The sequence below is a fragment of the Streptomyces sp. NPDC038213 genome (assembly GCF_055600495.1).
Genome location: NZ_JBVJYM010000006.1, coordinates 233910 through 247571 on the forward strand (window position 1 = coordinate 233910; position 13662 = coordinate 247571).

Below are 13662 nucleotides of genomic sequence, written 5' to 3' on the forward strand. Positions count from 1 at the left end.
CATGTCCTGTGCATGGTCCCCGGGCGGTGCCTCGATCCATGATCAGCGCACGCCCCCACCCGCCGTCGAGGAGCAGTCGCCCATGTCCAGCCGCCGTACCTTCCTGACCGGTTCGACCGCCGTGCTCGGCCTGACCGCCCTCACTGCCACCGTTGCCGGATCAGACCCGGCGGCGGCCTCGGCGGCGGCTCCGGAGACGGGGGACACCCCGGCCGGCCGGCCGCCGAACTTCGTCGTCGTCCTCGCCGACGACCTCGGGTACGGCGAACTCGGTTCCTACGGGCAGAAGTTGATCAGCACGCCCCGCCTGGACCGGCTCGCCGCCGAGGGACTGCGCTTCACCGACGCCTACTCCACCGCCGCCGTGTGCGCCCCCTCCCGCTGCTCCCTGCTGACCGGACTGCACACCGGCCACTCCACGGTGCGGGCCAACCCCTCCGCAGGCGGCCAGGGATCGCTCACCTCGGCCGACACGACGTTCGCCCAGGTGCTCCGGGCCCGCGGCTACCGCACGGCGCTGATCGGCAAGTGGGGCTTCGGACCGGAGGCGGCGGGCCAGGAGAGCCATCCGGCCGCGCGCGGGTTCGAGGAGTTCTACGGCTACATCACCCACGGCCACGCCCACGAGTACTACCCCGAGTACCTGTGGCACAACGACGCAAGGGAGCCCATCCCGGCCAACGCCGACGGTGCGAAGGCGGTCTACGCCCCCGACCTGCTGGAGCAGCGCGCCCTGGGGTTCATCGACGCGCACGCCGCCGAGCCGTTCCTGCTGCTGCTCACGCCGAACGTGCCCCACGCACCCAGCGACGTACCCGACACCAGCGCGTACGCCGGCCGCGGCTGGAGCGCCGCGAACGCGGGCCACGCGGCCCAGGTCAGCTACCTCGACTCGCTGGTCGGCACAGTGGTCGACCGGCTCCGCGCCCACGGGCTGGAGCAGGACACGGTCGTCCTCGTCACCAGCGACAACGGCCCCCACGAGGAGGGCGGGGTCAACCCGGACCTGTTCGACGCGAACGGCCCGCTGCGCGGCTACAAGCGCAACCTCTACGAGGGCGGCGTACGCCTGCCCCTCATCGCCTGGGGGCCCGGCCGCGTGAGCCGGGGCACGAGCGACCGTCCGACCCCGCTGACCGATGTGCTCCCCACCCTGGCCGAGCTCGGCGGCGCCCCCTCCCCGACCGATGTGGACGGGCTGTCGGCCGCTCCCCTGCTCGCCGGCAGCCCCGACTCGGCCCGCCACGGACACCTGTACTGGTTCCGCGACGAATGGGGCGTCACCAGCCGGGCCAACGCACAGGACGACAAGCGCGCCACATGGCTGGCCGAGGCGGTGCGCCAGGACGACTGGAAGGCCGTCCGCTTCGCCCCCGAACGGGACCACGACCTCCCCGACGACAAGTGGCAGGTCGAGCTGTACGATCTGGCCGCTGATCCCGGCGAGAGCCGCAACGTCATCGACAGGCACGCGGCCAAGGGCCGCGAACTCGTGGCGCTGATGCGCTCCTCCTGGAAGGACGCCTATCCGCGCAAGCCGTTCGGCACCCGGCTGACCCTGCCCCGGCTGGCCGTCCCCGGTGAGGCGTTCACCGTGACCGCCACGCTGGACAACGGCTCCGCACGGCCCTGGGCCAACGCCGTGCTCGCCCTGCGCGCGCCCACCGGCTGGACCGTGGCCCCCGCCTCCCCGGCCACGGCGGACCAGCTCGCCGCCGGGGGCCGTCTCACCGCCTCCTGGCAGGTGACCCCGCCCGCGAACGCCACCCCGGCGACCGCGTGGGCGCTGGTCGCGGAAGGCACCGCCGACGCCCCGTCCGGGCGGGTCCGCTACCCGGCGACGGGCACCGTCCCGACCCCGCCCGCCGCTCCCGTCCGCGACGCGTACCTCTCCGACCTCACCTGGATCAGCGCCACCAACGGCTGGGGGCCGGTGGAGCGCGACGCCTCCAACGGCAGGAACGCCGCCGGCGACGGCCCCCTGATCTCCTTCGGCGGTACGGCGTACCCCAAGGGCCTGGGCGTCCACGCACCCAGCGACATCGCCTACCACCTCGGCGCCGCCGGCCTCCGGTTCACCTCCCTCGTCGGCATCGACGACTTCTCCGCCAGGCAGAGCAGCGCGGGGGCCACCCGCGCCAAGGTCTACGGCGACGACCGCCTGCTGCTGACCACCCCCGTACTCACCGCGGCCGCCGGCCCGGTCCGTGTCGATCTGGACGTCCGCGGAGTCCGCGTCCTGCGCCTCGTGGTCGAGGACGCCAACAACCGCACGTCCTTCGACCACACCTCCTGGGCCCTGGCCCACGTCACGGCGGGGTGAACCCGGCGGCGCACGGGCCGGCAGACGAGCTGAACGCACCGTACGCGCGCACCAGCGCGCACCACGGCCACCCCGTCGTCCACCATCTGGGCGGCGCAGTGGCGGATCTCGCCACTCTTCCTATGAAACCGCAGGTCAGGGCAGTACACGGGGCAGGACTGGTGGCGCAATACTGTGGCAACACCACCGGCCCCGCTCTGCCGGTACGTTCCCTTCCATGCCAGCCGAACCCGCCCCCGCCGCCCGACCGGTCGCCGCCGCGCGACGCCGACATCCGCGCCTACGCGTCCCGCGCATCCTCCTGACCACCACGGGGGGCCGGGCCGCCGCGCCGTGCGGACCACCGCCCCACCGGGCTTCCATCCCAACGGAGTTCCGCATTTCACAGGCCGTACATGGACCGGCCCCTCCCCCGCCCCTAACCTCGGGGCATGCCAGCAGGAAGCCTTCCCGCTGTTCGACGCCGCCCCGATCCGGGCAGGCCGGAGAGCGCGCGGTGTCCGCCTGTCCGGTGCGGCGGCGAACCCGCCTCTTCGCCCGGCATCCCCGCCCCGGCGGCTCAACTCGCTTAGGACCGCACCCCCTTGCGCAACCCGGCCGGGTGCCCGCGGCACCGCCCGCGAGGCACCCGGCCCCACCGACGGAGCCCCCATGCCTTCCTGCTGCACCCCTGGACACGGAGGCGCCGCCACCGTCACGCCCGCCCCGGCACCACGGCCGACGGCCGCCGCGCAGCGGGCCGCCCGGGGGCTGATCGAGCTTCCCGGGGGGAAGTTCCTCATGGGCACCGACGACCCGGACGCCTTCCCCGCCGACGGCGAAGGACCGGTGCGCGAGGTCGCCGTCGACCCGTTCCGCATCGCCCCCGCGACGGTGACCAACGCCCAGTTCGCCGCCTTCGCCGAAGCCACCGGCCACGTCACCGAAGCCGAACACTTCGGCTTCTCCTTCGTCTTCGGCGGTTTCCTCGCCGAGGACGTCGCCGCCGTGTCTGCGCCGGTGGCCGCCGTCCCCTGGTGGCGGGCGGTCTCCGGTGCGAGCTGGCGCCGCCCCGAGGGGCCGGGCTCGTCCGTCACCGCGCGCCAGGACCACCCGGTCGTCCACGTCTCCTGGAACGACGCCCAGGCCTACTGCGCCTGGTCCGGCACCCGCCTGCCCACCGAGGCCGAATGGGAGTACGCGGCCCGCGGCGGACTCGAGCAGCGGCGCTACCCGTGGGGCGACAGCCTCGCCCCGGGCGGCCGGCACATGTGCAATATCTGGAGGGGCGAATTCCCCACCCTGAACACCGCGGAGGACGGCTACGCGTCCACGGCACCGGCGAAGTCCTTCCGCCCCAACGGCTTCGGCCTCTACAACGCCGTCGGCAACGTGTGGGAATGGTGCGCCGACTGGTTCGCACCGGACACCAGCCGCGTGATGCGCGGCGGTTCCTACCTCTGCCACGACTCGTACTGCAACCGCTACCGCGTCGCGGCCCGCAGCTCGAACACCCCCGACAGCTCCACCGGCAACACGGGCTTCCGCGTGGCCGCGGACCGCACCAGGCCCGGCCCCTAGGCCGTCCCGCACCGTCTGCACGGTCTGGCGGACGTCGTCCCCACTGACATATCGCCTATATCGGCGCACATTTCAGCGCCTGCTCTGACGGTTCAACAGAAATGCTGCCGCACAGTCCAAAACGGATCCAACCCTCTCTCAACTAGCCGCAATCAGCCATTTTTTATAGGTCGTCAAGCCAGACGATCTTCTATATCCTGCGAATTCCAGACGGGGGAACGTACTGGATGCGCAAGGGCGATTTCGGCGTGCCCGGACATCGGTGGCCCCCGTATGTCCACTCTCCGAGGAGTCACTCCGTGACCGAGCCACTGCGCAAGCGCAGGAACTTGGCGATAGCCCGCCTGCTCCAGACCTTCCTGATCGGCGCCGCCCTCGTGGCTGCGAACGTCGTCACCGCTCCGCCGGCCCAGGCGTACACGCACCTGTGCGGCCGCTTCTACGGAGTCAGCGGCAACGACCCGATCTCCTACCGCTATTACAACGTCACCACTGCTTACTACAATGCCTTCAACAGCGCCCAGGGCAGCTGGGACGCCAGCAGGGCCACCGGCTTCTTCCGGTACGAGGCGAACAACGGCGACCCGCAGGTCGAGGTGCACGACGCGTCGTACTCCTGGGGCGACTGGGCGCGCGCCTCGTGGTCGGGGTGCACGTTCGGCTACTGGTCGTACGACGAGGTGAAGGTCTCGTTCAACACCCGCACCATGGCGGGCCTGACCGCCCGCGAGAAGAAGATCGTGGCCACCCACGAGCTGGGTCACGCCTACGGTCTGAACCATGTCTCCCTGACCTGTTCGAACCCGGGTCCGGCCGTGATGCGCCAGGGCCAGGGCAAATTCTCGTGCGGCAGCGACGGACCCTGGTACGACGACGTCCAGGGCGTCCTGGCCAAGTACTGACGGCGACGGAGAAGAACCATGAAGAAGACCATGCGCGTCCCTGCGGCCATCGCCCTGTCACTGGGATTTCTGACGGCCTGCTCCGGAGCCGGCACCTCCGCCGGCGGCGGTGACGGCCGGCTGCAGGTGGAAGCGGACTACGCCCACTACGCCAGTGCCGAAGAGGTGACCACCGTCTCCGACATCGGCATCATCGGATCCGTGGCGAGCGTGCACACCAAGGAGTGCGACGACGGCGGCGAGTCGGGCTCCCAGCCGTCGCCCGGCCCGACCGCATCGGACTGGGTCGACCCGAACCCCGACCCCTCGGCCGCCGCGGTGCCGGACCCCACCACGCAGCCCGACGGGATCGCGGGCGATGCTCCGGCGAACACCTCGTGCATGCCGATGGTGTTCTACAAGGTGTACGTGTCGAGCATGATGAAGCGCGGTGCCGGAGTCAGCGACGGCGACACGATCATCGTCGGCAACATCGACACCGACGTGGTGTCGATGGCGGGCACCACACCGCTCACGGTGGGCAAGCAGTACGTGTTCTACCTGACGCAGCTGGCGGCGGGCGACCACCCCGGGATCAAGACCGTCCCCACGTTCTTCATCCCGGTCGGCGGCAACCAGGGCATCTACAACGTGGGCAAGGGCACCGTCACCCCGTCGTCGGCCAATATCGTGGCGCTCACGGCCGACGAGGCGCGCAAGAAGAGCACCGCCGGCGGCAAGGCGCAGCCGGGCAAGTTCACGACCACGGTCGACGGTCTGCGGAAGGCCGCCGCGGTGGCAGCGGCCAAGGAGAGCAGCAACCAGAAGCCGCGCTGACCCCAACTCCGCGCGCCCGTAAGCGTCCCGGCCGCCGCTCGGCGGCCGGGACGCTGCCGTTCCCCGGCCGGGACCGCGGGAAGGGCGGCGGAGACGGCCGGATTCACGGCCGCGCCGCCCCGCAGGGCCCGGTCAGGCCGCGGACTCCGCTGCGGAGGCGGCCAGTTCGGCGGCTCCGGGAGACGGGAGGGCGCGGAAGAGGTGGGGGGCGGTGTGGCCGGCGCGGGCGAAGGCGGCGGTGACGGCCGCCTCGACCGCGGGCACGGACCCCTCCGGGACGAGGGCGATCACGGAGCCGCCGAAGCCGCCGCCGGTCATCCGGGCGCCGAGGGCCCCGGCGGCGACGGCGGTGTCGGCGGCGAGGTCGGTCTCGGGGCAGGAGACGCGGTAGTCGTCGCGCAGGGAGGCGTGGCCGGCGGTGAGGAGGGGGCCGAGGGCGGCGGGGTCGCCCGCCGCGAGCAGGGCCACGGCCCGGCCCACCCGGCCGTTCTCGGTGACCACGTGCCGCACCAGCGGCCGCAGGTGTCCGGGCAGGCGGCTCTCGGCCGCGGGCAGGGCGGCGGCGTCGAGGTCGCGCAGGGCGCGCAGGCCGAGCAGGGCGGCGGCCTCCTCGCAGCCGGCGCGCAGGGCGGCGTACGCACCGTCGGACAGGTCGTGGCTGACCCGGGTGTCGATGACGAGCAGCCGCAGTCCGGCGGCGGCGGGGTCGAACGGCACCTGTCGGAAGGTCAGTTCGCGGCAGTCCATGAGGAGCGCGTGGCCTGAGCGGCAGCAGACGGAGGCGGCCTGGTCCAGGATCCCGCAGGGCACGCCGACGAACTCGTTCTCGGCGCGCTGGGCGGTCCGTGCGGTCTCCAGGGGGTCGAGGCCCAGTCCGTACAGCCCGTTGCAGGCGGCGGCGACGGCGCATGCGAGGGCGGCGGAGGAGGACAGGCCCGCTCCGCCGGGTACGTCGCTGTCGATGCGAAGGTCGAGTCCGCCGACCGGGTGTCCGGCCCGGCGGAGGGTCCACACGACCCCGGCGGGGTAGCGGGCCCAGCCGGTCGCGGACTCCGGTGCGAGACGCTCGAGTTCGAGGGTGTGGACGGGTCCGCCGGTGCGCGTGGAGTACAGGCGCAGCAGGGTGTCGGCGCGGCGCCGGGCTTCGACGCGGGTGGTGTGCGGGAGGGCGACGGGCAGGACGAACCCGTCGTTGTAGTCGGTGTGTTCGCCGATCAGGTTGATCCGGCCGGGGGCCTGCCAGCGGCCCTCCGGGGCGGCGCCGTACAGCTCCTCGAAGGAGGCGGCGGCGTCCGGGCCGGGAGTGGCGTCCGGGCCGGTGGCGGGGGCGGTCATACGGCGGCCTCCCGGAGGCGTGCGGCGGCCTGTTCGGGGGCCACGTCGTTGACGAAGGCGTCCATGCCGGATTCGACCCCGGCGAGGTGCTTCAGCTTGTTCGCGGCCCGGCGGACCGTGAACAGCTCCAGGTGGAGCGCCAGTTCGGAGCCGCCGGCCAGGGGGGCCTGGTGCCAGGCGGAGATGTACGGGGTGGGGCCCGCGTCCGGGCCGAAGAGGCGGTCGAAGCGGCGCAGCAGGTCCAGGTAGAGGCCGGGGAACTCCTCGCGCTCGGCCCCGCTCAGGCCGGTGAGGTCGGCGGTGCGGCGGCGGGGGTAGAGGTGGACCTCGTACGGCCAGCGGGCGGCGAAGGGGACGAAGGCCGTCCAGTGGGTGCCGTCGAGCACGGTGCGGCCGGTGTCGGCGCGTTCGGCTGCGAGCAGGTCCTCGAAGAGGTTGCGGCCGGTGGCCTCGCGGTGGCGCTCCGCCCGCGCGGCGGTCCGGGCGGTCCGGGGGGTGGTGAAGGGGAAGGCGTAGACCTGGCCGTGCGGGTGGGCGAGGGTCACGCCGATCTCGGCGCCGCGGTTCTCGAAGCAGTACACCTGCTGGACGCCGTCGAGGGCGGAGAGGCGGGCCGTGCGGTCGGTCCACGCGTCGAGGACGAGCCGGGCGCGGTCCTCCGTGAGGTCGGCGAAGGAGGAGTCGTGCTCGGGGGTGAAGCAGACCACCTCGCAGCGGCCGGTGCCGGGGCCCGCGGTGTGGAAGGGGGCCGCGCGGTAGAAGGGGGCGTCGCCAGGGCGGCCGGCGAGGGAGGGGAAGCGGTTCTCGAAGACGACGACCTCGTAGTCCTCGTCGGGGATCTCGCTGGGGCGCCCGGGGCGGGAGGGGCACAGGGGGCACTGGTCCGCGGGCGGCAGGTACGTACGGGACTGCCGGTGCGCGGCGATGGTGACCCAGTCCCCCGTGACCGGGTCGAGCCGGACCTCCGCCCGGTGCTCGGCCGGGTCCAGGGGGCGGGTGTCCCGGCTGCCGCGGGCCGGGTTCGCCTTCCTGTCGAAGTACACGAGCTCCCGCCCGTCGGCGAGCTTGGCGGTGGTCCTGATCACGACGTCCTCTCCAGGGGCGCGGGCGGGCTGCTGACCGTACCTTCGCAGCGTTCCGCAAGATTCAACACAATCAAACACAAGTAATCAGTATCAAACAAGAGGGAGCGCCGGTCGGGTACGGGGGCGGCCGCGGCCGGCCCCCGGGCAGCCGAAAGCCCCGCCGGGCAGCCGAGAAGCCCCGCCGGGCGGCCCGGCGGGGCTTCTTCGGTACGGCGTCGGGCCCCGGGGCAGGGGCCCGGAGTGGCGGGGCGGGGCTCAGGCGGCGGGCCGGGGCGGGTACTCGCGGGCGAGGACGGCCCAGAGGCTGGTGTCGTAGCGGGTGCCGCCGTACGACCAGGTCTCCCGGCTCACCCCCTCCAGGGTCATCCCGAGCCGCTCGGCCACCGCCGCGCTGCGCACGTTGTCGGCCCGGCACTGCCATGCGGCGCGGTGCATCCCCCGCTCCCTGAAGGCGTGGTCGAGCAGGATCCCGCAGGCCTGCGTGACCAGCCCGCGGCCCTCGGTGCCCGGTTCGAGCCAGCAGCCCAGCTCGCAGGAGCCGGAGGCGGCGTCGAAGGCGGTGAACATGACCCCGCCGCGCAGGGTGCCGTCCGCCCAGATCCCGAACAGGCGGGGGCCGTCGGCGGCCTGGCGCTCGGCGTAGCGCAGGAGGGTGGCGCGGGCCGCCTCGGGGCCCTCCGTGACGAACGAGGCCCCCACCCACGGCCGGATGTGCTCGCGGGCCCGGTCCATATGGGCCGCGAACTCCTCGGCGTGCCGGATTTCGAGCGGGCGAAGGAGGGCGCCCCCGCGCAGCGGGAGGGAGAACACGGCGGCCTCTCGGTCGGTCCGCGGCCGGGCTCCGGCCGCAGGATGGGGGCATGCGCACCACGGTGGTGAGTGGTACGCACCGTACCGCCCCCGCAAACCGCGTGACTCCCGCACCCCCCGCCCCCGATCATGGAGACGGCTTCCGGGACGGTCCCGGAGCGGCGGGAGGTACGGGGCATGGCACAGGACCGGAGCACGGGACCGGAGCAGGGTGCGGGACCGGAGCGGGACGCGGGGCCGGGCCGGGGCAGGGAACTGCGTGTGGACGGGGAGCGGTTCACGGTGACGGAGCGGGACGGCAGCCCCGGGGTGTACGACTTCGCCTGGGAGTCCGGCCCGAACGAGGGGTACGGGTTCACCTCGGCCGTCCACGGCGCCGACGCCCTCGACACCGGTGAACTCATCGATGCAGCGAGGAACTTCCTGGAGCAGGTCGACCCCGCCACGGGCTACATCGGCGACTGAGCAGGCCCGCGCCCTACTCCCCGCCCGGGAACCGGGCAGCCGGCGCCTCGCCCGCGAAGAAGGTCTTCGCGCGCCGCATCGCCCGCTCGTCGTCGCGGACCTGGCCCGGGCGCGAGCCGTTGCCCAGCAGGACCCCGCCGAAGTTCATCTTCATGTACGCCGCGGTGTGGTGGAGGGTGCCGGTCAGGTGGTCGGCCCGGACCTCGTCGCGGTCGGCCATGACCGTCACCCCCCACAGCGTGCGGCCCGCCATCCGCGCGGCGAAGTCCAGGCCGGGCACCGCGAGCCAGCCCGACCAGTAGTCGAGGTAGCGCTTGGCCTGGCCGGACAGGCTGTACCAGTACAGGGGCGAGGCGATGACCACGTCCGTGGCGGCCATGGTGGCGTCGAGCAGCTCCGCCTCGTGGGCGACGGGCTGCCAGTCCCCGCTCTCGTGCCGCCCGTCCTGGAAGTCGGGCAGGGGGGTGGCGGTCAGGTCCACCCAGTGCTGGGAGACCCCGGGGGGCAGCTGCTCGGCGGCGGCGCGGGCCAGGATCTCCGTATTGCCGTCCGGCCGGGAGCTGCCGGCGACGAAGAGGAAGGAGCGGGGGTTCTGAGTGCTGGTCATGACTGCTTGCTCCGCTTCGTAACGACGTTCGACTGATGTGCGTGCAACCGGGGCGCGGTCGCCGTGTATTCCACGGCGCCCGCCCGATATGCGGAGCATGTTCTTCCGCCACCCGGCGGATCCTGACCCGCCGCCACCCCTCCGGTACCGCGCGTAACCGCCCGCAATGGCGCAAAACAGCAGGTCGGGACACCGGTCCGGCAGAGGGGTTCCGTAAGCTCGGGCTCCCGCCGGGGCCCCACGCCCCGGCGGCCGATGACCAATCGCACTCACGTACCAGTCAGCCGAGGAAGAACGTGCCCCTGCCCCACTCGCTTTACCGCCGTACGGCCGTCAGCGCCGCCCTGCTCGCCGCCGTCGCCGGAGTCGTCCCGGCCACCGCCGCCCACGCCGCCACCGCCGGCAACCGCACGATTCAAGCCACTTCGGCCGGTTCCGCGGAGGCCTTCACCGCGCCCGCGGCGGCCCCCGGTGCCACCGACCCCGAGCCCGACCTGGAGGGCCTGGCCCAGGTCCTGCGCAACACCCTCGCCGCCGGCTCCCCCGGCGCGCTCGCCCGGTTCACCGGCCCGGGCGGGGTCCGCACGGAGGCCCTCGGCGTGCGGGACCGCACCACCGGCGACCCCATGGACCCGAAGGCGCGCTTCCGCATCGGCAGCGTCACCAAGACCTTCTCGACCGTCGTCCTGCTCCAGCTGGTCGGCGAGAGGAAGCTCGAACTGGACGTTCCGGTGAACCAGTACCTCCCGGGTCTGCTGCCCGACGACCGGATCACCGTCCGCCACCTGCTGACCCACCGCAGCGGGCTCTCGGACTACACGAACGCCATGTTCGCGAACACCGTCCCGGGCTTCGAGGCCGTGCGCAACCGCACGTTCACCTACCAGGAGCTGCTGGAGCTCTCCCTCAAGGAGCCCCGCACCACGGAGCCCGGCCTCGCCTACAAGTACTCGAACACCAACTTCGTGGTCGTCGGCATGCTGATCGAGAAGATCACCGGCCGTCCGGTCGCCAAGGAGTACGCGAAGCGCATCATCAAGCCGCTCGGCCTGAAGAACACCTTCTACGTGCACCCGCAGACCGCCATCAAGGGCCTGCACACCCGCGGCTACCTGCACCCCGACGAGGCCGGCGCCCCGCTGGTCGACTCCACGGAGCAGACCGTCTCCTGGGCGCAGTCCGCCGGTGCGATGATCTCCAACCCGGCCGACCTCAGCACCTTCATGTCGGCGCTGGTCCGCGGCAAGCTCCTCAAGCGCGCGCAGCTCGACGAGATGCTGACCGTCACCCCGACCGACACGACGAACACCCGCTTCTACGGGCTGGGCCTGCGCCGCTACGACCTGACCTGCGGCACCCAGGTCTTCGGGCACACCGGTACGGTGCAGGGCTTCTACACGTACGCCTTCACGACCCGCGACGGCCGCCGCAGCCTGACGGCGATGGCGAACACCTCGAACCGCGGGGTGGCCAACACGGCCCTGGGCGGCACGCTGGAGGCGGCGTTCTGCGGCAAGAAGCCGGCCGCGGCCGCCGCGAAGTCGGCGCGCGGGTTCTCGGTGGACCCGGCGGCCCGCGGGGCCGCCCTGGCCCCGGCCGAGGCGGACCTGCCGGAGCGGCACTCCCGCTGAACCGGTAGCGCCGGGCCGGCCTGAGCCTGCCGGTAGCGCTGCCGCACCCCTGGAGGCTTTCCCCTGCGCGGCGCGCGACGCGCGGGGGAAAGCCTTCGCCGCAGGTGGACCGCGGGCGCATCATGGCTTCTCGTCCGGGCCGCGCCGCTGGGGGACGCGGCCGGACGGAGGAGTCCGGGGGGACCTGTGAGACCCGCAACACCTGCTTCCGTACCTGCTCCCATATCTGCTTCCGTACCTGCTCCCGCTCCGGCCGGGCCCGCCCGCGGCCGGGGCGTGCTCGAAGGGGCCTTCGCCCTGCTGGAGGCGCTGCGCCGGCACGGCGGGCCCGCCGGGGTGACCGAACTGGCCCTGGCCTGCGGGGTACCGAAGGCCACCGTGCACCGGCTGCTGGACCAGCTGGCCGCCCTCGGCGCCGTCGAACGGCACGGCTCCCGCTACCGGGTGGGCCCCGAGCTCTACCGCATCGGCCAGGCCTGGCAGCCGCACCCCGGGCTGCGGGAGGCCGCGCGGCTGCCGCTGCACCGGCTGCGTGCGGCGACCGGCGGCAGTGTGGTGCTGACCGTGCTGCACGAGGAGCGGGCCCTGACCGTGAGTTCGGTGCCCGGCGAGGTGGAGCCGCTGGTCCCCGTGCGCAACGGGATCGCCTTCTGCCTGGACACCGCGGCGGGCCTGGCGGTACGCGGCCCCCTGCGGCCCGGTCCGGTCCTGGACCGGGAGGACATGCTGCCCGGGGTGGCCTGCGCGGCCGTGCCGGTGCGCGCGCCGGACGGGCGGCGGGTCGGGGCGCTGGCCGCGGTGGTGCGGGCCGGGCGGCGGCTGGAGCCGGTGGCGCAGGCCGCGGCCGAGGCGGGCGCCGCGGTCACCCGGCGCCTGGGGCGCGGGCCGCGCGACCCGGAGGGGCTGCCACCGGGCCTGGTGCTGTAGCCGATGGCCCGTCAGAACACCTTGCGCTCAGAAGCGTTCCACTGAGCGGGACGCGCGTAGAGCGGGGTCGGGGCGGGCGGGCACTGTGGGGGACGTGCCGGGGGAACGGCACTCCGCTCACCAGACATCGGGGGAATCCTCATGAACCGCACGGCCCGCCTCGCCACCGCAGCCCTCCTCGCCCTCGGCGGCATCGCCGGCTTCGCCGGGGCCGCCCAGGCCGAGCCCGTCGACTACGTACGGATCGAGCTGCTGGAGCTGACCTGCCACCGGCAGAGCGAGGGCGACCACGACGAGGCCTACCTGAAGATCACCGACGCCAACGGCAACCAGGTGAAGGTGTGGCCCGGCAGCGCCAAGTACCAGACGATGGGCACGAACTACGTCCGCTCGCTGACCGACGGGAACGGGAACGCCGCCCTGGTCCTGGGCAAGCAGCAGGCGCGCACGCTGACGCTGTGGGACGACGACACCACGAGCGGGGACGACAAGCTCGGCGCGACGCTGGCCACCGGCAGCGAGTTCGGCGGCGAGGTGCAGTACCGCTCGCTGGAGGGCTCCGGCGGGGTGTACACGATCGCGTACCGCGTGATCGACATCTGACAGCACCTCAGTCATGCGGCCCCGGGCGGCAGTTCACCGCCGGGGCCGCACGGGCTGACGTACGGTCAGCCCAGGATGGCGTACACCAGGGAGGCGCGGGCCGCCGCCTCCGGTGAGCCCTCCGCCGTGAGGGTGGCCTCGGCGAAGGCCATCCGCCTGCCGAGTTTGGTGATGCGCACGTCGATCAGCACGTCCGCGCCGACCACCGGGCGCTGGAAGCTGGTGGACTGCTGGACGGTGGTCATGGGCCCGTAGCCGCCGCGGGCCGCCGAGACGGCGATCACCGTGGCGGTGTCGGCGGCGGCCATCATGGCCTGTCCGCTGAGGCCGCCGCCCTCCCGGGCCAGCCGGTCCGACCAGGGCAGTCGCAGCACGGCGTGCCGCTCCCCCGTCTCGGCCACGGTCAGGCCGAGGTCGAGGACCCAGGGGGCGAAGTTCTCGACGAGGACCTTCTCGGCGTCGGCGGGGCTCAGCACGGGTGTCGGCGCGGAGTCCTGTGCGGGGGTCTGCGCGGGTGTCGGTGCGTCGGCGTGCGCGGGGGTCTGCGCGGGTGTCTGCGTCACACCGTGATTGTGGCGGCCCGGTGGGGCCGCCACAA

At 73.4% G+C, this 13662-nt stretch carries 13 protein-coding genes; 8 read left to right on the forward strand and 5 right to left on the reverse strand.

All coding sequences use genetic code 11. The annotated features are described in order from the left end of the window. The first annotated feature begins 82 nt into the window (after positions 1-82). The 4 genes from ACZ7JZ_RS12555 (at position 83) to ACZ7JZ_RS12570 (ending at position 5601) form a co-directional block, all read left to right on the forward strand. Entirely contained in the window at positions 83-2323 is a 2241-nt protein-coding gene (locus ACZ7JZ_RS12555) for a sulfatase-like hydrolase/transferase (protein WP_470936973.1), read from the forward strand. A 651-nt stretch (positions 2324-2974) separates the two neighbouring features. Continuing rightward, positions 2975-3883, forward strand: coding sequence for a formylglycine-generating enzyme family protein (locus tag ACZ7JZ_RS12560; RefSeq protein WP_470936976.1), 909 nt, complete (start codon positions 2975-2977; stop codon positions 3881-3883). A gap of 299 nt (positions 3884-4182) precedes the next feature. Further along, positions 4183-4785 (forward strand): zinc metalloprotease, encoded by a 603-nt coding sequence (locus ACZ7JZ_RS12565; protein WP_470936979.1) that lies wholly within the window; start codon positions 4183-4185, stop codon positions 4783-4785. Positions 4786-4803: 18 nt separating this feature from the next. Next, positions 4804-5601 carry a hypothetical protein gene (locus ACZ7JZ_RS12570; RefSeq protein WP_470936982.1) on the forward strand — a complete coding sequence of 266 codons (798 nt, stop codon included), beginning with the start codon at positions 4804-4806 and terminating at the stop codon, positions 5599-5601. A gap of 132 nt (positions 5602-5733) precedes the next feature. Here ACZ7JZ_RS12570 and galK read toward each other — a convergent pair whose 3' ends face one another. From galK to ACZ7JZ_RS12585, 3 genes are all read right to left on the reverse strand, one after another. After that, positions 5734-6936 (reverse strand): galactokinase, encoded by a 1203-nt coding sequence (gene galK, locus ACZ7JZ_RS12575; protein WP_470936985.1) that lies wholly within the window; start codon positions 6934-6936, stop codon positions 5734-5736. Beyond that, on the reverse strand, positions 6933-8021 hold the full coding sequence (gene galT / locus ACZ7JZ_RS12580) for a galactose-1-phosphate uridylyltransferase (protein ID WP_470936988.1): 1089 nt from the start codon (positions 8019-8021) through the stop codon (positions 6933-6935). Before galT ends, galK begins: the two co-directional genes overlap by 4 nt. A 255-nt stretch (positions 8022-8276) precedes the next feature. Continuing rightward, positions 8277-8831 carry a GNAT family N-acetyltransferase gene (locus tag ACZ7JZ_RS12585; RefSeq protein ID WP_470936991.1) on the reverse strand — a complete coding sequence of 185 codons (555 nt, stop codon included), beginning with the start codon at positions 8829-8831 and terminating at the stop codon, positions 8277-8279. Positions 8832-9008: 177 nt separating this feature from the next. On the opposite strand from ACZ7JZ_RS12585, the gene ACZ7JZ_RS12590 reads away from it, so the two are divergent. Further along, the gene (locus ACZ7JZ_RS12590; RefSeq protein ID WP_470936994.1) at positions 9009-9296 is read left to right on the forward strand and encodes a hypothetical protein; all 288 of its coding nucleotides are present in this window, start codon (positions 9009-9011) and stop codon (positions 9294-9296) included. Positions 9297-9309: 13 nt separating this feature from the next. On the opposite strand, the gene ACZ7JZ_RS12595 is transcribed toward ACZ7JZ_RS12590, so the two are convergent. Continuing rightward, positions 9310-9903: a flavodoxin family protein gene (locus ACZ7JZ_RS12595; protein ID WP_470936997.1), complete on the reverse strand. Its 594-nt coding sequence runs from the start codon at positions 9901-9903 to the stop codon at positions 9310-9312. Between the two features lie 302 nt (positions 9904-10205). Between ACZ7JZ_RS12595 and ACZ7JZ_RS12600 the strand changes: the two genes are divergently transcribed. The 3 genes from ACZ7JZ_RS12600 (at position 10206) to ACZ7JZ_RS12610 (ending at position 13064) form a co-directional block, all read left to right on the forward strand. Then, positions 10206-11534: a serine hydrolase domain-containing protein gene (locus ACZ7JZ_RS12600; protein ID WP_470937448.1), complete on the forward strand. Its 1329-nt coding sequence runs from the start codon at positions 10206-10208 to the stop codon at positions 11532-11534. Positions 11535-11810: 276 nt separating this feature from the next. Beyond that, complete coding sequence (locus tag ACZ7JZ_RS12605) at positions 11811-12461, forward strand: IclR family transcriptional regulator (protein WP_470937000.1); 651 nt, start codon at positions 11811-11813, stop codon at positions 12459-12461. Between the two features lie 141 nt (positions 12462-12602). Beyond that, on the forward strand, positions 12603-13064 hold the full coding sequence (locus ACZ7JZ_RS12610; RefSeq protein ID WP_470937002.1) for a hypothetical protein: 462 nt from the start codon (positions 12603-12605) through the stop codon (positions 13062-13064). A gap of 65 nt (positions 13065-13129) precedes the next feature. Here the strand turns inward: ACZ7JZ_RS12610 and ACZ7JZ_RS12615 are convergent, their stop codons facing one another. Next, on the reverse strand, positions 13130-13540 hold the full coding sequence (locus ACZ7JZ_RS12615; protein ID WP_470937451.1) for a PaaI family thioesterase: 411 nt from the start codon (positions 13538-13540) through the stop codon (positions 13130-13132). Between the last annotated feature and the right edge of the window lie 122 nt (positions 13541-13662).